This window comes from Micromonospora sonneratiae (assembly GCF_042679305.1).
GTDB classification, from domain to species: domain Bacteria; phylum Actinomycetota; class Actinomycetes; order Mycobacteriales; family Micromonosporaceae; genus Micromonospora_H; species Micromonospora_H sonneratiae.
In genome coordinates, this window is record NZ_JBHTMP010000024.1 from 84,543 (window position 1) to 103,444 (window position 18,902).

An 18,902-nucleotide genomic window follows, 5' to 3' on the forward strand; every position below is an offset into this window, starting at 1 on the left:
TACGCCGTACACCCGGGGAGGGAAGAATGAAGGCGATCGTGCAAGACCACTACGGTCCGCCGGAGACGCTCCGGCTCGCGGACATCGACGCGCCTGAGCCTTCGGTCGACGAGGTGCTCGTACGAGTCGAGGCCGCCGCACTCAACGCGTACGACTGGCATGCCATGCGTGGCGATCCACGGATAGCGCGACTGGCCATGGGGCGATCACGGCCCCGCGCGCGCATCCGTGGCCGCGACTTCGCCGGCCGGGTCGAGGCAGTTGGCGCCAACGTGCGGCAGGTACGCCCAGGCGACGCCGTCTTCGGCGACCTGGGCGACGCCAACGGCGCATTCGCCGAGTACGTGTGCGTGCCCGAGACCCTGATCGCGCCGACACCGGCGAACCTGACACCCCAGCAGGCAGCGGCCCTGCCCCTGGCCGGTGTCACCGCACTCATGGGGCTGCGCGACGTCGGGCAGGTCGAACCCGGCCACCGCGTCCTCATCAACGGCGCCTCCGGCGGCGTCGGCACCCTGGCCGTCCAACTGGCCAAGGTCCTCGGTGCGGCCGTGAGCGCGGTGTGCAGCACGCGAAACGTCGACCTGGTCCGCTCCCTCGGTGCCGACCACGTCGTCGACTACACCCGCGACGACTTCAGCCACGACGCCCGCCGCTACGACCTGCTGTTCGACCTGGTCGGCAACCGTTCACTCAGCGCACTCCGGCGGGTGCTGACGCCGGCCGGGACGGTGGTGCTCTCCGGTGGCGGCGTCTACCACGGCGGCAGCCTCATCGGGCCGGTCGGGCTCATCACGCGCGGGCGGCTGCTGGCCCCCTTCGTTCGACACCGCATCGTCACCCTCAACGCAACGCCCAGCCGGCAACACCTCGACACGCTCCGCACCCACGCCGAGGCCGGCCGCCTCACCCCGGTCATCGACCGGACCTATCCGCTGCACGAGGTACCCCGAGCCATCCGGTACCTCGAAGGTGAGCACGCGCGGGCAAAGGTGGTCATCACCATCTGAGGTGCCGACCACGACCGTGGGTAGCCCTCACCTGACCAGATGGCATCCGCCAAGATCCGCGAGACGGGAACCTAGGCCGAGTCGCGGGTGACCAGGTGGGTGTCGAGCAGGACGTGCGGGGGATGGCCCTCCTCACCCCGGATCCGGGCCACCAGCAGCCGGGCCATCTCCCGGCCCATCTCCTCCACCGGCTGGAACACGGTGGTCAGCGGTGGCTCGGCCTGCCGGGCGATCGGAGCGTCGTCGAACCCGATCACCGCCACCTCCTCGGGCACCCGCCGGCCAGCCTCGCGCAGCGCCCGCAGCGCGCCGAAGGCCATCAGGTCACTGGCGGCGAAGACCGCGTCGAGATCCGGGCAGGTCTCCAGCAGTTTCCGCATTCCCGCCGTACCGCTGCCCTCGCTGAAGTCGCCGTACGCGATCAGCTCTTCGTCGACCTCACGCCCGCTGGCCCGGACAGCCTCCTGGTAGCCGGTCAGCCGGGCCAACCCGGCACCCATGTCCTGGGAACCGGTGATGGTGGCGACCCGGGTGCGGCCCCGGCTGAACAGGTATTCCACCGCCCGCCGGGCACCCCCGGTGTTGTCCACGTCCACGTACAGGGCCGGCTGCGCGCCCGGTTTGAGCATCCGGGCCGGTCGCCCACCCAGTACGAAGGGCAGGCCCCGCTCCTCGAGCAGGGACGGCAGCGGGTCGGAGTCGTGCAGCGACAGCAGCAGTACGCCGTCGATGTGCTGGTTGGTCAGGTGGTGCTCCACCCGCTCGCGCTCGGCCGGCGACTGGGCCATGGCCAGCCACAGCTGCATCGGCGTCTCGAGCAGCTCGGAGCTGATACCGCGCACGATGCCGGCGAAGAACGGCTCGGTGAAGACCCGGTCCCCCGACTCGGAGACCACCAGCGCCACCGAATCCGTACGTTGGGTGACCAGCGCCCGGGCGGCCCGGTTCGGCACGTAGCCGAGTTCCGCGATGGCCTGCTGCACCGCCGCCCGAGCCTCGGGACTCACCTGTGGCGAGCCGTTGACGACGCGGGACACCGTGCCCCGGCCGACCCCGGCCCGGGCAGCGACCGCGTCGAGGGTCGGCCGCCCGAGTGAGCGGGTGCGTTGGGTTGTCATCGGTTGCTCCTCCGACGTCCGGTATCCGGTGCCGGCCAGGGGCCGGCACCGGATGCCCTGATTGCTGGACTGGCTCCGCCTATTGTGCGGCCAGGCCGTTACGTCGGATCACCTCGGCGTACCACTTGCCGCTCGATTTCAGCGTACGCACCTGGCTGTCGAAATCGACATGGGTCATGCCGAAGCGCTTGGTGTAGCCCCACGCCCATTCGAGGTTGTCCAGCAGCGACCAGGCGAAGTAGCCGCGCAGCGGCACCCCTGCGGCGATGGCCTCGTGACAGGCCCGCAGGTGGGCGTCGAAGTAGGCCAGCCGGTCGGGGTCGTGGACCGCTCCGTCGGCCGAGACCTCGTCGACGAACGCCGACCCGTTCTCGGTGATGTGCATCGGCAGTTCGGGATACTCCCGGTGTAGCCGCTGGAGAATCTCCGACAGTCCCGCCGCGTCGATCTCCCACCCCATGTCGGTCACCGGCCGGCCGCTGGTGACGAACCGTACCTGCTCGCTGCCCGGCCAGCAGGACGGTTGACGCCAGTACGGCTCGACCGGCTCGGTGGCAGGCGCCGGGGCGGCCACCACGTACCGGCTGTAGTAGTTGACGCCGAGCATGGACAGCGGGGTGGAGATGATTGCGAGGTCGCCGTCGCGCACGTGCTCGAAGTCGGTCACGTTGCACAGGTCCTGCACCACGTCGGCCGGGTACTCGCCGCGCAGGACCGGGTCCAGGAAGATCCGGTTGGCCAGACCGTCGATGCGGCGTACGGCGTCGGCGTCACCGGCGACGTCGGCACTGGCGGCCGGGTCCTGCGGCGACACGGCGTAGAGGTTGAGCGTCACCCCGAAGTCGTGGTCGGGGCGGGCTGCCCGCATGGCCTGCACCGCCAGCCCGTGGCCGAGCATGAGGTGGTGGGCCGCGCGTACCGAGTCAGCGGCGTCGGACCGGCCGGGGGCGTGGCCACCGGAGCCGTAGCCGAGGAAGGCCGAGCACCAGGGCTCGTTGAGGGTGGTCCAGTAGCGCACCCGGTCGCCCAGCGCGGCATGGGTCAGTTCGGCGTACTCGGCGAACCGGGCAGCGGTGTCCCGGGCCGGCCAGCCGCCGGCGTCCTCCAGCGCCTGGGGCAGGTCCCAGTGGTAGAGGGTGACCCACGGTTCGATCCCGTGGTCGAGCAGTTCGTCGACCAGCCGCCGGTAGAAGTCCAGCCCCGCCTGGTTGGCCGGGCCGCTGCCGGTCGGCTGCACCCGTGGCCAGGCCACCGAGAACCGGTACGACCGCAGGCCGAGGTCGGCCATCAGCTTCACGTCGTCGCGGTACCGGTGGTAGTGGTCGCAGGCCACGTCGCCGGTGTGGCCCTCCTTCACCCTGCCCGGGGTGTGGCAGAACGTGTCCCAGATCGACGGGAGTCGGCCGTCCGCCTCCACCGCGCCCTCGATCTGGTAGGCGGCGGTGGCGGCGCCCCAGAGAAAGCCGGGCGGGAAGATCAGCTGGCCGGCGTCGACCGAACCGGCCGGATCGGGGCGTTGCGCCTGCGGGTTCGCTAGTTCGGTCACGATTTGATGGAACCTTCCATGATGCCGCCGATGATCTGACGACCAAAGGCGATGAACACGAGGAGCAGCGGCACGATCGCCAGCGCGGTGCCGGTGAAGACCTGTGCGTAGTCGGTGGTGTAGTTACCGGTCGACAGGATCTTGAGCGACACCTGGACGGTCGGGGTGTTGCTGTCCAGGACGATGTACGGCCACAGGAACTCGTTCCAGGTCTCCATGAACGTCAGCAGACCCAGCACGCCGGCGGCCGGGCGCAGCACCGGCAGCACGATGTTCCAGTAGATCCGCCAGGTGGAGCAGCCGTCGACCCGCGCTGCCTCGATCAACTCGTCGCTGATCCCCGACAGGGCGTACTGCCGGATCATGAACACCCCGAATCCCTTGACCAGGAACGGCACGATCACCGCCTGGAGGGTGCCGATCCAGCCAAGCTCGATCATGACCATGTAGAGCGGGATCAGGCCGAGTTGGGTGGGCACCATCATCGTCACGATGATGATCAGCAGCAGCGCGTTGGCGCCCCGGAACCGCAGCTTGGCGAAGGCGAAGCCGGCCAGCGTGGAGAAGAAGACGACCGAGATGGTCACGACCGTCGAGACGAACAACGAGTTGGCGAGTCCGATGAGGAACGACGCCTGTTCGTTGGCCAGCAGCCGCTCGGTGTTCTCGAGGAAGTTGCCCCCGGGGGTGAGCGGCGGCGGAACGTCGTAGATCGCGCTGTTGTCCCGCGAGGCGATGATGAACGACCAGACGATCGGGAAGATCGACAGCAGGCAGGCGATGACGAGCGCCAGGTAGGTCAGCGGGCTGGCCTCCCACAGCCGTACCGAGCCACGCCGGAGCCGTCCCGAGCCACGTCGTGACCGGCCGGACGCCGAGGGCTTGGGCGGGGTCGGGGCCGCAGCGGGTTGGGTGGTCAGGGTGCTCACTTCGACGACCCCCGAAGCGTTCGGCGTACCAGCAGGAAGTTGACGAGCGCGAAGAGTGTGATCAGCATGAACAGCGTCCACGACATCGCCGAGCCGTAGCCGTAGTCGTAGTTGCTGTCGAAGGTGCGCTCGTAGATGTACATGGCGATGGTCTGGAACTCGTTCAGCGAACCGCCCTGGATCCGGCCGTACCCGAACATCAGTGGCTCGGTGAAGAGCTGCATGCCGCCGATGGTGGAGATGATGGCGGTGAAGACGATCGTGGGTTGGATCAGCGGTACGGTGAGCCGCCAGAACTGCCGGCTGGGTGAGGCTCCGTCGAGCGAGGCGGATTCGTAGAGGTCCTTCGGGATCGCCTGCATCGCCGCCAGGTAGATCAGCGAGTTGTACCCGATCCACCGCCAGTCGACCATGAACGAGATCGCGGTCCAGGCCGCCGGCCGGCTGTTGCGCCACTCGATCGGATTGATCCCGACGAGGTCCAACAGCCAGGTGAGGAGACCGAACCGGTCGGCGAAGATGAAGCCGAAGACGATTCCGACCGCCGCCACCGAGGTGATGTTGGGCAGCAGCACCCCCATCCGGAACGCGGTGCGGAACCGCAGCTTCTTGTTCAGCCAGTTGGCCAGCATCAGGGCCAGGAGCAACTGCGGCACGGTCGACACGATGAAGATGCCGAAGGTGTTGAACAGCGCGTTCCAGAACCGGTCGTCGCCGAACATCTCGGTGTAGTTCGCCAGCCCGACGAAGCCCTTGTCGCCACCGGTCAGCGACCACTCCCGCAGGGAGACGTACGCGGTGTAGACGAGCGGGAACAGCCCGAATATGCCGAAGAGAACGAAGAACGGCGCGACGTAGAAGTACGGCGACACCTTCATGTCGAATTGGCCGAACGCACCACGACGGCGTGGGCGGACCGGCGGTGCCGGGGGTGACGCGGCGCGCGGCGGGGCTTCCGCGGTACCAAGATCGGGCATGGGGAACGTTCCTTCCGTGAACGCTCGCGGGGCAATCACGACGGACGGTGTGGGGTGGCAACGCCCGCACCGGTCAGGGGACGGACGGTGGGGTGGCGGCGCCCGCACCGGTCAGGGGACGGACAGTGGTCGGCGACGCCCGCACCGGTCAGGGGACAGACGGTGGGGTGGCGGCGCCCGCACCGGTCAGGGTCCGAGCACCGCCACCCGTTACCGCTAGCCCTCGGCTAGCTTCTTGCCGTCCTGGACCGCCTTGTCCCACGCCGCGTCCGAGGTCGACTTGCCCTGCTCGGCAGCCTGCATCTGGGGCTCGAAGATGTTCTCCCACAGCTGCTGGTGCTTCGGGCCGAGGTAGATCGGCTTGAGCTGCTTGACGCTGGTACCGAAGATCACGCCGGTGGGCGCGTTGCTGAAGTACGCGTTGGTCGAGTCCTTGAACTGCGGGTCGTCCAGGGCCTGGACGTTGGAGGGCATGTTGCCCTTCTCCTTGAAGTTCGCCAGGCTGCCCTCCTTGCCGGTCAGGTACTTCAGCAGTTCGAAGGCCTGCTTCTTCTTGGTGCTCTGCTCCGGGATGGCCAGGTAGGAGCCGCCCCAGTTGCCGCTGCCGCCGGGGATATCGGCAATGTCCCACTTGCCCTTGTTCTCGTCGCCAGCACGCTCGGCGATGGCACCGGTCATCCAGGCCGGGCAGGGCACGGTGGCGAAGGCGCTCTTCTTGAAGGAGGCGTCCCAGTCCGGCGCCCACCGGGTGAGCTTGCTGGTCAGGCCGTCCGCACCCAGCTTGAGGCCGAAGTTCCAGGCCGTCTTCACCACCGGGTTGGTGTCACCGATGAACTTGTTGCTGGTGTCGTAGAACCAGGTGTCGGAGTTCTGCATGATGTACGGCTGCATGATGCTGGTCGCGCTGTCGATCCAGGTCGCGCCGGTGTTCTTCGCCTTGAACTCGGCGCCCTTGGCGGCGTACGCCTCCCAGGTCGGCCAGAGCTTGCTGACCTCGTCCCGGGCGGTCGGGAAGCCCGCCTTGGCGAACAGGTCGCTGCGGTAGCACATGGCCAGGCCGCCAACGTCGGTGCCGAGGCCGACCAGCTTCTTCTTGTCGGCGGTGAACCCGTTCGCCCACTTGTACGGCAGGAAGCTGCTCTCCAGCTCGGCCGCGCCGAGGTCCAGCAGGTTGGCGAAGTTCTTGTGGTCCTGCAGGTAGCCCTGGAGCGGGCCTTCCTCCAGCATCACCACGTCGCCAGCGCCCTTGCCGGTGGCCAGCCACTGGACGAGCTTCGGCTGGTAGTCCTTCAGCTGGCCCATGTTCTGGGCGTCGACCTTGATGTTCGGGTTCTTGGCCTGGAAGTCGGCGACCGCCTGGTCGAATCCGGGCGAGCCGAAGTACTGCAGGGTGATGGTCACCTTGCCATCAGCACTGCCGTCGCCTCCGCTGTCCTTGCTACACGCCGTGGCGCTGAAGACCATGCCCGCGGCGAGAGCGACCACGGCCATGTCGCGTACGCCGCGCCTGGTAACGCTCATCCCGACCCCTCTCAGGTGTCGTCGTAGGTGGTGTCGTGGTGCAACCAGTTGGCTCCGCACCGCTTCGCTGGGCATTCGTACTCACACCACAGACCCGGCCGGGAGCGCTCCCATGAGCGTGCCGGCAGGCCGAGTGAGTGTCAACACATCGTTGGGAGCGTTCCCATTTTGTTACCGGCGCAGCCCCTGCCGGTAACACGGGTGTGGGTCGTCGAGGTGCACGGAAGGCCCCTTCTCATGCAGAAAGCGATGAGAAGGGGCCTCCCTACAGCGGTCAGGCCAGGCGGCGGACCAACGTCGTGGCGCGGCCGGCGTCGAAGCGCGCCTGGTCGAACGCCCGGTCCCCGTTCCAGCTCCGCATCAACTCATGGTCCGGATGCCCCGGATCGGCGAGGGCGGCCAGGAAGACCCGGTAGCCGAAGGGGCCACCCACGTCCTCCGGTGGGCAGGCCCACTCGCCGTCGACACAGACCGGGTAACGCTCGTCGGGATCGGCACTGAAGGCGTCCTCGACGATCACGTCGTGTTCCCACCAGTCGCCGAAGTCGTAGGTGTAACGGAACCGGCTGCCCTTGCCCACCACCGCGTCCAACCGCGCATCCAGTTCGTCACGCAGGACAAGTTCGCCGTCTGGATCCGGCGCGCCGTACTGCACCCCGTCGACGTCGAACGAGTGCAGATGGCAGTCCCGCCAACCCATGACGTACTGGAAAACCCGGTGCAACCGGTCCAGGGTGTAACCGCCGGGCACCAGGACCCGCCGCCACACGGTCGGCGTGACGTCGGAAAGGGACACCTTCAGTTGGAAGATCTGACGGGTCATGGTCTCCCATCCTTGGCATAAGCTTCCGGCATGATCTGCCGCGCGTGCCGAGACAGACGGCACGACGACTGCCGGGGCCACAACTGGTGCGACTGCCAGCACCGTACCCCCGTACCGACGCCTCCGGTCACTGGTCCGGCCAGCGAATGACCGGAAATATCCCGATCAGTCAGCTGTTGCCCGATCCTGCTGACTCGCTGGACGAGGCCGCGCTCACCGCGCTGTACGGCCGTACCGAAGACCCGCACCTGCGTATCAACTTCGTGTCCAGCATCGACGGGGCGGTGGCCGTGGACGGCTACTCGGCCGGGCTCTCCAGCGAGCCGGACAAGCGGGTCTTCGGCGTGTTGCGGATGGTCTGCGACGCCCTGCTGGTGGGGGCCGGCACGCTACGGATCGAGGGCTACCGGGCACTTCGACTCGACCCCCGGCGCCGGGCCTGGCGGCAGGCCAACGGGCTGCCCGAGTACCCCACGCTCGTGGTGGTCTCCGGATCACTGGCCCTGGAACCGACCCTCGCCGCCTTCGTCGACGCCCCGGTCCGGCCGATCGTGATCACCTCGGAACAGGCCACCGCACCCGCCGGACTGGCCGAGGTCGCGGACCTCGTCCGGTGCGGCACGGACCAGGTCGACCTGGCCGCCGCGCTGGCCGAACTGCACCGCCGCGGGTTACGTCAGGTGCTGTGCGAGGGCGGGCCACTGCTGTTCGGCGCGCTCACCGCCGCCGACCTGGTCGACGAGGTCTGTCTCACCGTGGCTCCGCTGCTGGCCGGGCCCGGAGCGGGACGGATCACCGCCGGACCGGCCAGCCCACCCCGGGGGATGTTCCTGCGTCACGCGCTGGCCACGCCCGGCGGCATCCTGCTGCTGCGGTACGCCCGCGACTGACCCGCCGAGACAGGACGGACCTCGCAACCGTCCGTCACGTGTCTCCGTTGGGGAAGCCGAGCAAGCGTCGCCCCCGCCCGACACCCGGACGGCCGGGCCCTCTCCCACGTGGTTGCGAGCATGCTGGCCCCCGCCGGCCCACCCGGCGGCAGGTTAGGCTCCGGCGCATGTTGGCGTGGCGATGGCACGGCCGGGCAGCGAACGCGGCAATGGTGCTCGTGGTCGGTCTGGTCGCCCTCGTCGGCCTGGTGGTGCAGTCGCGTGGCATCGACACCGCCGCTGACTGGGCGGCGCTGCTGGCCGTACTGGCCTCCTCCGGCGCGCTGTATCTGCGCCGCCGCCATCCGGTGGCGGTGGGCGTGGTGGCACTGGCCGCCGTCGGCGCCTACGGAGCGTTGCTGCACCGGCCCGGGCCGATCATGTTGGTGTTCGTCGTGGCGCTCTACACCGTCGTCGACGAGGGACACCTCGCGATCGCCATCGGCCTCGGTCTCGCCTCGGTGGTCGCCTTCGCCGCCGCGGACAGCTACGACAGGACGGCGAACAGCGCCAACGGGGCCACGCTGCTGCATGCCGGTTGGCTCGTCGCGGTCATCGTCGGCGTGACCCGCAACCGCCGGGCCTATGTTGCCGAGGCGCAGGCCCGGGTGCTCGCCGCCGAGCAGGGCAGGGAGGAGGTGGCCCGGCGCCGGGCCACCGAGGAACGGCTGCGCATCGCCCGCGAGCTGCACGACGCGCTCGGCCACCACCTCTCGCTGATCAACGTGCAGGCCAGCGCCGCGCTGCACCGCCCGGACGCCACCCGGTCCATACAGGCGCTGACCGCGATCAAACAGACGAGCAAGGAGACGCTGCGTGAGTTGCGGATGACGCTGGAGATACTGCGGCGGGAGGGCCCGGCACCGGCCGCACCCGGCCTGGACGGCCTTGACGAGCTGGTCACGACGGCCGGGCGGTCCGGGTTGGCGATCCGTACCGAGCTGGCCGAAACCCGACCGCTGCCACCGGAGGTCGACCTGGCGGCGTACCGGATCATCCAGGAGGCGCTCACCAACGTGACCCGCCACGCGGGTGCGACCACCGCGACCGTCCGCGTGCGGCCCGACCGCGACGACGTGCTGGTGGAGGTCGAGGACAACGGCACCGGCGTACCGGGCCCGTCCGGCAACGGGATCCTCGGCATGGGCGAGCGGGCCCGGGCGTTGGGTGGTTCGCTGGCCACGGGCCCCGGGCCGGACGGCGGTTTCCAGGTGCATGCCCGCCTCCCGCTACGGTCCGGTCCGGTGACGGCGGGAGGATCAGCGTGATCCGGGTCCTGCTGGCCGACGACCAGACCCTGGTCCGCGCCGGGTTCCGCTCCATCCTGGACGGCGAGAAGGACATCGAGGTGGTCGGCGAGGCCGCGGACGGTGCGGAGGCGGTGCGGCTGGTCCGGCAACTGCGGCCGGACGTCGTCCTCATGGACATCCGGATGCCCGGGCTGGACGGCCTGACCGCCACTCGGGAGATCACCAGCAGCTCCGACGTCCGCGTGATCATCCTGACCACCTTCGACCTGGACGACTACGTCTACGGCGCGCTGCGGGCCGGCGCGAGCGGCTTCCTGGTCAAGGACACCGAGCCGGCGGAGTTCATCCACGGGGTGCGGGTGGTGGCACGCGGCGACGCGCTCATCGCCCCGTCGATCACCCGCCGACTGATCACCGAATTCACCGCCCGGGTCGCACGACCGGACCCGGGGCCGCGGCTGAACGCGCTCACCGAGCGGGAGCGTGAGGTGCTGGCGCTGGTCGCCGCCGGCCTGTCCAACGACGAGATCGCGGCGCGGCTGGTACTGAGCCCGGCGACCGCGAAGACGCACGTCAGCCGGATCATGACCAAGGCCCAGGTCCGGGACCGGGCCCAGTTGGTGATCCTCGCGTACGAGTCCGGCCTGGCCATCCCCGGCTGGCTCGGCAGTTCCTGAACACCGTCGTGGTTCCTGCGCCCGCCGGAAGACGCCCGGCGAGCGCAGCCCCCACGACACCGGCACCGACCGACCGGGGCAGGCGGTCAGCTGGTGCGGCGGGAGCGGGCCAGCCCCAGGCCACCGACGACGATGCCGATCAGCCCCACCACCAGGGCCACGTAGGCCCCGCCTCGCCCGTTGCCGGTGCCGATACCACTGTCGGAGGTGGCCACGACCAGTCCACCGAGGACCATGCCGATCAGGCCCGCCACCAGGGCCACGGTGGCTCCGCCCCGCCCGTTGGCGATGCCGATACGACTGGCGGGGCGGGCCAGGGCCAGCCCGCCGATGGCCACGCCGGTCAGCCCCAGTACGGCGGCGACGATGGCCCCGAGTCGCCCGGCGCTCATGGTGTAGACGCTGGCGGCGACCGAGACGTCCACAGCCGGAGGTGCGGCAGGCTCGCCCCCACCGAGCAGGGTGGCTGCGGTGGAGGCGAGCAGGTGACGGATGGACATTGCGGATCCCTTCGGTCACATGACGGGTACAGGCGGCAGCGTATGTACCGGCCCGGTCGGGAGTCGTCATGCCGGAGTTGCCGATGGGCCTACCACCCCGGTCGTACGCGCTCGGGACGTCGTACCACCCCGGTCGTCCCCCGGGTTCCGTCGCGCCGCAGGCCCTCGACCTGCCCGCCCGGTCGCCCGGCTACCCGCCGGATCCGGTCATGAGCGGCCGCAGTTCCACCCCGGCGTACCGGGCGTCCGGCCAGCGCTGGGCGATCTCGGCCGCCCGTTCGGGGGTCGCGCACTCGAACATGCAGAAGCCGGCCAACTGCTCCTTGGCCTCGATGAACGGCCCGTCGGTCAGCACCGGCACACCGTCACGGGGGCGGACCGCCCTGGCCAGCGCCGGAGGGGCCAGTGCCTCGCCGGTGACCCACTCGCCGGTCTCGGCGAGTTCCTTCATGATCACCTCAGCATCGTGCATCAGCCCGGCCCGTTCCTCGTCCGAAAGAGCCGCCCAGGTCGCCGGGTTCTGGTAGATCAACAACAGGTACTTCACGTATCGCTCCTCGTGGTGCCGACGCCCCTCTGGGGCGTGCTCTCGGGGATGGTCGACCCCGGCGGCCCGGCCCGGACATCCGAACAAAAAATCCCGGCTGCCCTGTCGAAGCCGCCCGGTCCGTTCCGACCTATCCGCGTGTGGTGCCGCACCGGCACCCGCAACATGCAGGTGAAACCGGAAGGATCTCAATGTACGACCCGACCGTGACAGAGTCCGGCATCCGCGCCGGGCGGCGGGAGTGGATCGGGCTGGCGGTGCTGGCCCTACCCACCCTGCTGGTGTCACTCGACATGAGCGTGCTGTTCATGGCCCTACCGCAGCTGAGCGCGGATCTCGGCGCCGACGCCACCGGACAGTTGTGGATCCTGGACAGCTACGGCTTCCTGGTCGCCGGCTTCCTGGTCACGATGGGCACGCTGGGTGACCGGATCGGCCGGCGTCGGCTCCTGCTGATCGGGGCCAGCGCGTTCGGCGCAGCGTCCCTGCTGGCCGCGTACGCCGACAGCACGGAGATGCTGATCGCGGCCCGGGCGGTGCTGGGCATCGCCGGGGCCACGTTGATGCCCTCGACCCTGGCCCTGATCAGGAGCATGTTCCACGACACCCGGCAGCGCTCCGTGGCCATCGCGGTGTGGATGAGCTGCTTCATGGCCGGCAACACGATCGGCCCGCTGGTGGGCGGCGTACTGCTGGAGTGGTTCTGGTGGGGCTCGGTGTTCCTGGCCGGCGTACCCGTCATGGCCGTGCTGGTGCTGACCGGCCCCGCGCTGCTGCCCGAGCACCGCGACCCCGACCCCGGTCGGCTGGACCTGACCAGTGTGGTGCTGTCCCTGGCCGCGATCCTGCCGGCGGTCCACGGACTGAAGGAGCTGACGAAGAACGGCTGGCAGATCATGCCGGTTGCGGCCATCGCGCTCGGCGCGGCGGTCGGGGCGGTGTTCGTACGCCGGCAACGTCGGCTGTCCCACCCGCTGCTGGACGTACGGCTGTTCGCCGGCCGGACGTTCCGCGCCGCACTGGGGCTGAACTTCCTCGGCGCGGTCATGATGTCGGGGACGTTCCTCTTCGTTCCGCTCTATCTGCAACTGGTCGCGGGCATGTCCCCGCTACAGGCGGGGCTGTGGTTGATACCGCAGTCGGTCGCGATGATCGTCAGCACCCAACTGACCCCGCACATCGCCGCCCGGGTGCGCCCGGCTTACGTGATGGCGGGCGCGCTGGTGATCTCCGCGCTCGGCTGTCTGCTGCTCACCCGGGTCGACCCGGCCGGCGGTCTGGCGTTGCTGGTGGTCGGCTTCCTGCTGGCCTGCGTCGGCGTCGCGCCGCCGTCGGCGCTGACCACCGGGCTGCTCCTCGGCTCCGCGCCGGCGGGCCGGGCCGGCGCGACGGCTTCGGTGTCGGAGACCAGCGGTGAACTCGGTGTGGCGCTCGGCCTGGCCGTCATGGGCAGCCTCGGCACCGCCGTCTACCGCGACCGGCTCGTCGTACCCGAGGGGGTCCCGAGTGGGCTGGCCGGGACCGCCCGGGAGAGTCTCGCGGGCATCACCGCCGCCGCGGGTCGGACGCCCACCGGTCCCGTCGCCGAACTCGTCGAGAACGCCCGGGCCGCCTTCACCACCGGGCTCAACGTCGTGGGCGGGGTCGGTGCCGTTCTCTTCCTCGCCCTGGCCATCCTGGCGATCGCTACGCTACGTCAGGTAGACCCAAATGATCAACCGGGTCCGGCCGACCCCGGCACCGCCACCGGGCCCGACCCGGGTGAGCCCGCCACGGCATCGGTCTGACACCCACCATCACCGCACCGGCAGTAACCGAACAGGAGAAAGATGCCCACCGTACGTTCCGCCGACGGCACCACCATCGCCTTCGACCAGCACGGGGAGGGGCCGGCAGTCGTCCTGGTGGGTGGCGCCACCCAGCACCGCCGCATCGACCCGAGCACCGGGCAACTGACGACGCTACTGGCCACCGACTTCACCGTCGTGCACTACGACCGGCGCGGTCGTGGCGACAGCGGCGACACCGGACCGTACGCGGTCGAGCGCGAGATCGACGACCTGGCGGCGCTCATCAAGCAGGTGGGTGGCACGGCCCACGTGTACGGCATGTCCTCCGGCGCGGTCCTCGCCCTACGGGCCACCGCTGCCGGGCTGCCCGTCACCCGGCTGGCGTTGTACGAGCCGCCGTTCATCATCGACGACAGCCGTCCCGCGCTGCCGGCCGACTACCTGGACCGGCTCACCGAACTACTCTCGGCGGGGCGCCGGGCCGACGCGGTCGGACACTTCATGACCTACGCGGTGGGCCTGCCGCCCGAGGTCGTCGCCGAGATGCGGGGGTCGCAGATGTGGGCCGCGGCCGAGGCGGTGGCGCACACCCTGGCCTACGACGGTGCCGTGATGGGCGACACCATGTCCGGCCGGCCGCTACCGCGATCGTGGGCGACCTCCGTCACGGTTCCGACGCTGGCCATCGACGGCGGGGAGAGCCCCACCTGGGCCCGGGACGCCGTACGGGCACTGGCGGACCTCCTCCCCCGGGCCCGGCACCGCACGTTGCCGGGGCAGACTCACGGGGCGGACCCCACGGTCCTCGCCCCCGTGCTGCGGGAGTTCTTCGCGGCGTGAGGAAGGGGCCCCTTCCATCGCTTCCCGCCTTGGCAGGGGCCCCTCCTGACCGGAGGGCCGGATCGGTGCAGTCACCCTCGGCGTCGACACGGCAGCCGTCGGGCCGCGACCCGGGTACGGGTCGCCGGGCGGTCACCGCGAGTCACTTGGCATGCTGTCGTACCCGTGGGGCAGGATGCAGGACGTGTTCCGTGACCTGACGCCGACCGTAAGCAGAGTGACCCGATGACCGCCGAAGAACCGGACGGGCCGGGCGAGGAGGTCGGCCGGGTACTCGGCACCGCCGACGCGACCCCCCTGCAGTTCTGGACCGCGGTCACGCCCGGTAACTACCTCCAACTCGACGACGTGGTGGTCACCCGACGTGACCTGCCCGACCGGGAACCGGTCACCATCGCCGGGGTGGTGACCCAGGTCCGGGCCCGGCACGAGGGTGCCCAGTTCGACTCGGACGTCTTCGCCATCGCCGAGGGGACGCTGCCCGCCCAGGTGCAGGAGGCCGCCGAGATCACCACCACCCGGGTCGACCCGGAGTTCTACGTACCGCCCGCGCCGGGCGCGGTGGTGCACCGGGCGGAGGGCGACACCCGGGCCCGGGCACTGCACTTCGACCGGATGGAGCGGCGCATCCCGATGGGCATCGGCCGGGACGGGGTGCCGGTCTTCCTCAACGCCGACTTCCTCGACGGCACCCGGGGCGCGCACGTCTCGATCTCGGGCATCTCCGGGGTGGCCACCAAGACCAGCTTCGCCACCTTCCTGCTCTACTCGGTCTTCCGCTCCGGACAACTCGGCGGCGACGCGGTCAACGCCAAGGCGCTGATCTTCAACGTCAAGGGCGAGGACCTGCTCTTCCTCGACCACCCCAACACCCGGCTGGACGCGGCGACCACGGCGACGTACGCGAAACTGGGGTTGCCGACCGGGCCCTTCCCGGATGTCCGGGTCTACGCCCCGCCCCGGGCCGGCGACTCCTCGGGCACCCCGGACGTGCAGAGCCGTCTGGCCGGGGTGGACAGCTTCTACTGGACGTTGAGCGAGTTCTGCGCCGACCGGCTGCTGCCGTACGTCTTCGCCGACGCCGACGACGAGCGCCAGCAGTACACGATGGTGGTGCACTCGGTGGCCGCGTACCTGGCCCGCTACGCCCAACCGGCCGACGGTGGGGTGAGCGTCGACGGGGTACGGATCGGTTCCTACCCCGACCTGGTCGACCACATCGTCGAGCAGCTCACCGACGACGAGACCCGCTCGACCTGGGCCGGCAGCGCGGTCAACACCGGCACGGTGAACGCCTTCGCCCGCCGCCTGATCAGCAGCAAGCGGGACCTGGGCCGGCTGATCCGGGGGGACCTGGCCAGCCGCCGGCCGCACCGGATCAACACCGACGAGAGTGCCCAGGTCACCGTGGTCGACCTGCACAACCTGCCGGACCGGGCCCAGCGCTTCGTGGTCGGTGTCACGCTCAAGACCGAGTTCGAGAACAAGGAGAAGAAGGGCGCGAAACCGCTGCTCTTCGTCGTACTCGACGAGCTCAACAAGTACGCCCCGCGCGACGGCTCCTCCCCGATCAAGGAGGTGCTGCTGGACATCGCCGAGCGGGGCCGCTCGCTCGGCGTCATCCTGATCGGGGCACAGCAGACCGCCAGCGAGGTCGAACGTCGGATCGTCACCAACTCGGCGATCCGGGTGGTCGGCCGGCTCGACCCGGCCGAGGCGTCCCGACCGGAGTACGGCTTCCTGCCGCCCGCCCAGCGTCAGCGTGCCCTGCTGGCCAAACCCGGCACGATGTTCGTCAACCAGCCGGACATTCCGGTGCCGCTGTGCCTGGAGTTCCCGTTCCCGGCCTGGGCGACCCGGGTGTCCGAGGCCGGGCAGGCACCCTCGGAGACGCTACGCTCGATCACCCAGGCGGTGACCGACCCGTTCGTGGTGGTCGGTTCCCGCGCCGGAGCACTCGCCGACGACGACATCCCGTTCTGATCGGGGCCGCCATGAAGATCCTGCACACCTCAGACTGGCACGTCGGCAAGGTCCTCAAGGGACAGTCCCGGGTCCGGGAGCACGTCGACGTGCTGGCCCAGGTGGTCGAGATCGCCCGGGCCGAACGACCGGACCTGGTCATCGTCGCCGGCGACCTCTACGACACGGCAGCGCCGACGCCGGACGCCACGAAGCTGGTGACCCGGGCGCTGTCCGCCCTGCGGGGCACCGGCGCCCAGGTCGTCGCAATCGGCGGCAACCATGACAACGGGGCGGCGCTGGACGCGTTGCGTCCGTGGGCGGACGCGGCCGGGGTCGCGCTGCGGGGCAGCGTCCGGGACACCGCCGCCGACCACATCATCGACGGCGAGACCGCCGGGGGCGAACGGTGGCGGGTGGTGGCCCTGCCGTTCCTGTCCCAGCGCTACGCGGTCCGGGCGGTCGAGATGTACGACCTGACCGCCGCCGAGGCGGTGCAGACCTACGCCGACCACCTGGGACGGCTGATGGGCCGGTTGGCCGAGGACTTCGACGCCCCCGACCGGGTGCACCTGATCACCGCCCATCTGACCGTGGTCGGTGCCCGTACCGGGGGTGGTGAACGGGAGGCGCACACCGTGATGGGTTACGCCGTACCCGCCACGATCTTCCCCACCAGCACGCACTACGTCGCGCTCGGTCACCTGCACCGGGCCCAGCAGGTGCCCGGTCCCTGCCCGGTCCACTACAGCGGCAGCCCGCTGGCGGTCGACTTCGGCGAAGAGGAGAACGTCCCCTCGGTCAGCATCGTCGAGGTCACCGCGCAGACCGCGGCCAGGGTACGGCACGTGCCGGTCACCGCCGGAACGCCGCTGCGCACCGTACGCGGCACGCTGGAGGAGCTGGGCCGGATCGACGACCCGGACGCCTGGCTGCGGGTGTACGTCCGCGAGACGCCCCGGGCCGGGCTGCGCGAGGAGGTGCAGGAACTGCTGCCCCGGGCCCTGGAGGTACGCGTCGACCCGGAGATGCTGGCCGCCGCGACCACCGCACCGCGTACCGCCCAGCGGGCCGGCCGTTCGCCACGGGACCTGTTCGGCGACTACCTGGACAGCCGGGGGCACGCCGACGACGACGTACGCAACCTGTTCAACCAGCTCCTCGAGGAGGTGGACGGCTAGTGCGTCCGCTGCGGCTGGACATGGCGGGCTTCACCGTCTTCCGGGACGAGACGACCGTCGACTTCACCGACGCCGACTTCTTCGCCCTGGTCGGCCCGACCGGGTCCGGCAAGTCGACCGTGCTCGACGCGATCTGTTTCGCGCTCTACGGCACGGTGCCCCGCTGGGGTGGCAGTCGGGGCATCGCCAACGCCCTGGCCCCGTCCGCGACCGAGGCCCGGGTCCGGCTGGTGTTCGAGTCGGCCGGTGCACGCTACGTCGCCACCCGGGTGGTCCGCCGCGACGGCCGGGGCAACGTCAAGACCGGTGGTGCCGGCCTGCAACTGATGCCACCCGGCTTCGACGTGACCAAACTGGACACCGGCATGAGTCCCGACGACCTGGGTGAGGTGATCGCCGGTACCCCGGCCGAGATGGAGCAGGCGGTGCTCGACGCGGTCGGGCTGCCGTACGAGCAGTTCACCAGTTGCGTGGTGCTGCCGCAGGGGCAGTTCGCCGACTTCCTGCACGCCAAGCCGGCGGCCCGGCAGGAGATCCTGGTCAACCTGCTCGGGCTGGGCGTCTACGAGGAGGTCCAGAAGAAGGCCACCACCCGGGCGGCGGAGGCCGAGGCCCAACTCGCCGCCGTCGACCGCATCCTCGCCGGACTGACCGGGGTCGACGACGAGGCCTTGGCCGAGGCCGCCGAACGGGTCACCGCGATGCGGGAGCTGGCCACCTCGGTGGCGGCGACGATGCCCGAGCTACGGGAAGCCGAGCGGGTGGCGGCGGCGGCGGCGGACCGGTTGGCCGTACTCGACGCGGAGATCGCCGAGTTGGACTCGGTACGTCCACCGGCCGACGTCACCGCCATCGCCCGGTCCGTGTCGGTCGCCCGGGGAGAGGTGGCCGACACCTCCGCCGCCGTCACGGTGGCCGAGGAACGGGAGGAGAAGCTTCGGGGCGAGCTGGCCGGAGCCGGCGACGCCACCGTGCTGCGGATGCTGCAACAGGCACACACCGAACGGGACCGGCTGGCCGCCGAGGCGGAGACGCTGCTGGTCGGGCTGACCTCCGCCGCCACCGAGCACGCCGAGGCCGTCGCCGCCCTCGAACAGGCGCGGGCCGCCGCCACCGCCGAGCGGGACGCGTTGGAGGCGGCACGTCAGGCGTACCAGGAGGCGCAGGCCACCGACCGGGCCGCCGCGCTGCGGACCCAGCTCACCGCGGGTGCCCCCTGCCCGGTGTGCCAGCAGCAGGTGCACACCGTCCCCGCCGTACCGGCCGGGTCGGCCGTGGTCGCCGCCGAAGCCGCCGGCAAGG

The 18,902-nt window shown here is 70.4% G+C and carries 17 protein-coding genes; 9 read left to right on the plus strand and 8 right to left on the minus strand.

Annotation, left to right across the window (positions count from 1 at the left end; genetic code table 11):
• Positions 1–26 precede the first annotated feature (26 nt).
• The gene (locus ACFQ4H_RS17205) at positions 27–1,010 is read left to right on the plus strand and encodes an NAD(P)-dependent alcohol dehydrogenase (RefSeq protein ID WP_377571978.1); all 984 of its coding nucleotides are present in this window, start codon (positions 27–29) and stop codon (positions 1,008–1,010) included.
• 71 nt (positions 1,011–1,081) lie between these two features.
• Here the strand turns inward: ACFQ4H_RS17205 and ACFQ4H_RS17210 are convergent, their stop codons facing one another.
• The 6 genes from ACFQ4H_RS17210 to ACFQ4H_RS17235 form a co-directional block, all read right to left on the minus strand.
• Positions 1,082–2,128 carry a LacI family DNA-binding transcriptional regulator gene (locus tag ACFQ4H_RS17210; protein WP_377571979.1) on the minus strand — a complete coding sequence of 349 codons (1,047 nt, stop codon included), beginning with the start codon at positions 2,126–2,128 and terminating at the stop codon, positions 1,082–1,084.
• A 79-nt stretch (positions 2,129–2,207) separates the two neighbouring features.
• Positions 2,208–3,674 (minus strand): GH1 family beta-glucosidase, encoded by a 1,467-nt coding sequence (locus tag ACFQ4H_RS17215; protein WP_377571980.1) that lies wholly within the window; start codon positions 3,672–3,674, stop codon positions 2,208–2,210.
• Positions 3,671–4,495, minus strand: coding sequence for a carbohydrate ABC transporter permease (locus tag ACFQ4H_RS17220; protein ID WP_377572001.1), 825 nt, complete (start codon positions 4,493–4,495; stop codon positions 3,671–3,673). Before ACFQ4H_RS17220 ends, ACFQ4H_RS17215 begins: the two co-directional genes overlap by 4 nt.
• Positions 4,496–4,599: 104 nt before the next feature.
• Positions 4,600–5,580 carry a carbohydrate ABC transporter permease gene (locus ACFQ4H_RS17225; protein ID WP_377571981.1) on the minus strand — a complete coding sequence of 327 codons (981 nt, stop codon included), beginning with the start codon at positions 5,578–5,580 and terminating at the stop codon, positions 4,600–4,602.
• 216 nt (positions 5,581–5,796) lie between these two features.
• Positions 5,797–7,101 (minus strand): ABC transporter substrate-binding protein, encoded by a 1,305-nt coding sequence (locus tag ACFQ4H_RS17230; protein ID WP_377571982.1) that lies wholly within the window; start codon positions 7,099–7,101, stop codon positions 5,797–5,799.
• 274 nt (positions 7,102–7,375) lie between these two features.
• On the minus strand, positions 7,376–7,924 hold the full coding sequence (locus tag ACFQ4H_RS17235; protein WP_377571983.1) for a plasmid pRiA4b ORF-3 family protein: 549 nt from the start codon (positions 7,922–7,924) through the stop codon (positions 7,376–7,378).
• 146 nt (positions 7,925–8,070) lie between these two features.
• Here ACFQ4H_RS17235 and ACFQ4H_RS17240 point away from each other — a divergent pair, with 146 nt between their 5' ends.
• The 3 genes from ACFQ4H_RS17240 (at position 8,071) to ACFQ4H_RS17250 (ending at position 10,780) form a co-directional block, all read left to right on the plus strand.
• The gene (locus ACFQ4H_RS17240) at positions 8,071–8,814 is read left to right on the plus strand and encodes a pyrimidine reductase family protein (protein ID WP_377572002.1); all 744 of its coding nucleotides are present in this window, start codon (positions 8,071–8,073) and stop codon (positions 8,812–8,814) included.
• Positions 8,815–8,981: 167 nt separating this feature from the next.
• The gene (locus tag ACFQ4H_RS17245) at positions 8,982–10,121 is read left to right on the plus strand and encodes a sensor histidine kinase (RefSeq protein WP_377571984.1); all 1,140 of its coding nucleotides are present in this window, start codon (positions 8,982–8,984) and stop codon (positions 10,119–10,121) included.
• On the plus strand, positions 10,118–10,780 hold the full coding sequence (locus ACFQ4H_RS17250) for a response regulator transcription factor (RefSeq protein ID WP_377571985.1): 663 nt from the start codon (positions 10,118–10,120) through the stop codon (positions 10,778–10,780). Before ACFQ4H_RS17245 ends, ACFQ4H_RS17250 begins: the two co-directional genes overlap by 4 nt.
• 86 nt (positions 10,781–10,866) lie before the next feature.
• On the opposite strand, the gene ACFQ4H_RS17255 is transcribed toward ACFQ4H_RS17250, so the two are convergent.
• Both ACFQ4H_RS17255 and ACFQ4H_RS17260 read right to left on the minus strand, forming a co-directional pair.
• Positions 10,867–11,280: a DUF6223 family protein gene (locus ACFQ4H_RS17255; protein ID WP_377571986.1), complete on the minus strand. Its 414-nt coding sequence runs from the start codon at positions 11,278–11,280 to the stop codon at positions 10,867–10,869.
• Positions 11,281–11,470: 190 nt separating this feature from the next.
• Complete coding sequence (locus ACFQ4H_RS17260) at positions 11,471–11,827, minus strand: YciI family protein (protein WP_377571987.1); 357 nt, start codon at positions 11,825–11,827, stop codon at positions 11,471–11,473.
• Positions 11,828–12,018: 191 nt separating this feature from the next.
• Here ACFQ4H_RS17260 and ACFQ4H_RS17265 point away from each other — a divergent pair, with 191 nt between their 5' ends.
• From ACFQ4H_RS17265 to ACFQ4H_RS17285, 5 genes are all read left to right on the plus strand, one after another.
• The gene (locus ACFQ4H_RS17265; RefSeq protein ID WP_377571988.1) at positions 12,019–13,614 is read left to right on the plus strand and encodes an MFS transporter; all 1,596 of its coding nucleotides are present in this window, start codon (positions 12,019–12,021) and stop codon (positions 13,612–13,614) included.
• Between the two features lie 42 nt (positions 13,615–13,656).
• Positions 13,657–14,457, plus strand: coding sequence for an alpha/beta fold hydrolase (locus tag ACFQ4H_RS17270; RefSeq protein ID WP_377571989.1), 801 nt, complete (start codon positions 13,657–13,659; stop codon positions 14,455–14,457).
• A gap of 225 nt (positions 14,458–14,682) precedes the next feature.
• Positions 14,683–16,440 (plus strand): ATP-binding protein, encoded by a 1,758-nt coding sequence (locus tag ACFQ4H_RS17275; RefSeq protein WP_377571990.1) that lies wholly within the window; start codon positions 14,683–14,685, stop codon positions 16,438–16,440.
• Positions 16,441–16,451: 11 nt separating this feature from the next.
• Positions 16,452–17,600, plus strand: coding sequence for an exonuclease SbcCD subunit D (locus ACFQ4H_RS17280; RefSeq protein WP_377571991.1), 1,149 nt, complete (start codon positions 16,452–16,454; stop codon positions 17,598–17,600).
• A partial coding sequence (locus tag ACFQ4H_RS17285; protein ID WP_377571992.1) for an AAA family ATPase occupies positions 17,600–18,902 on the plus strand: 1,303 nt, incomplete at its 3' end. The genes ACFQ4H_RS17280 and ACFQ4H_RS17285, both read left to right, overlap by 1 nt.

Coding starts and splice junctions, on each gene's coding strand:
- ACFQ4H_RS17270 (WP_377571989.1), top strand. CDS start 13,657: ATGCCCACCGTACGTTCCGCCGACGGCACCACCATCGCCTTCGACCAG.
- ACFQ4H_RS17205 (WP_377571978.1), top strand. CDS start 27: ATGAAGGCGATCGTGCAAGACCACTACGGTCCGCCGGAGACGCTCCGG.
- ACFQ4H_RS17225 (WP_377571981.1), bottom strand. CDS start 5,580: ATGCCCGATCTTGGTACCGCGGAAGCCCCGCCGCGCGCCGCGTCACCC.
- ACFQ4H_RS17230 (WP_377571982.1), bottom strand. CDS start 7,101: ATGAGCGTTACCAGGCGCGGCGTACGCGACATGGCCGTGGTCGCTCTC.
- ACFQ4H_RS17265 (WP_377571988.1), top strand. CDS start 12,019: ATGTACGACCCGACCGTGACAGAGTCCGGCATCCGCGCCGGGCGGCGG.
- ACFQ4H_RS17240 (WP_377572002.1), top strand. CDS start 8,071: ATGACCGGAAATATCCCGATCAGTCAGCTGTTGCCCGATCCTGCTGAC.
- ACFQ4H_RS17235 (WP_377571983.1), bottom strand. CDS start 7,924: ATGACCCGTCAGATCTTCCAACTGAAGGTGTCCCTTTCCGACGTCACG.
- ACFQ4H_RS17245 (WP_377571984.1), top strand. CDS start 8,982: ATGTTGGCGTGGCGATGGCACGGCCGGGCAGCGAACGCGGCAATGGTG.
- ACFQ4H_RS17275 (WP_377571990.1), top strand. CDS start 14,683: ATGACCGCCGAAGAACCGGACGGGCCGGGCGAGGAGGTCGGCCGGGTA.
- ACFQ4H_RS17210 (WP_377571979.1), bottom strand. CDS start 2,128: ATGACAACCCAACGCACCCGCTCACTCGGGCGGCCGACCCTCGACGCG.
- ACFQ4H_RS17280 (WP_377571991.1), top strand. CDS start 16,452: ATGAAGATCCTGCACACCTCAGACTGGCACGTCGGCAAGGTCCTCAAG.
- ACFQ4H_RS17255 (WP_377571986.1), bottom strand. CDS start 11,280: ATGTCCATCCGTCACCTGCTCGCCTCCACCGCAGCCACCCTGCTCGGT.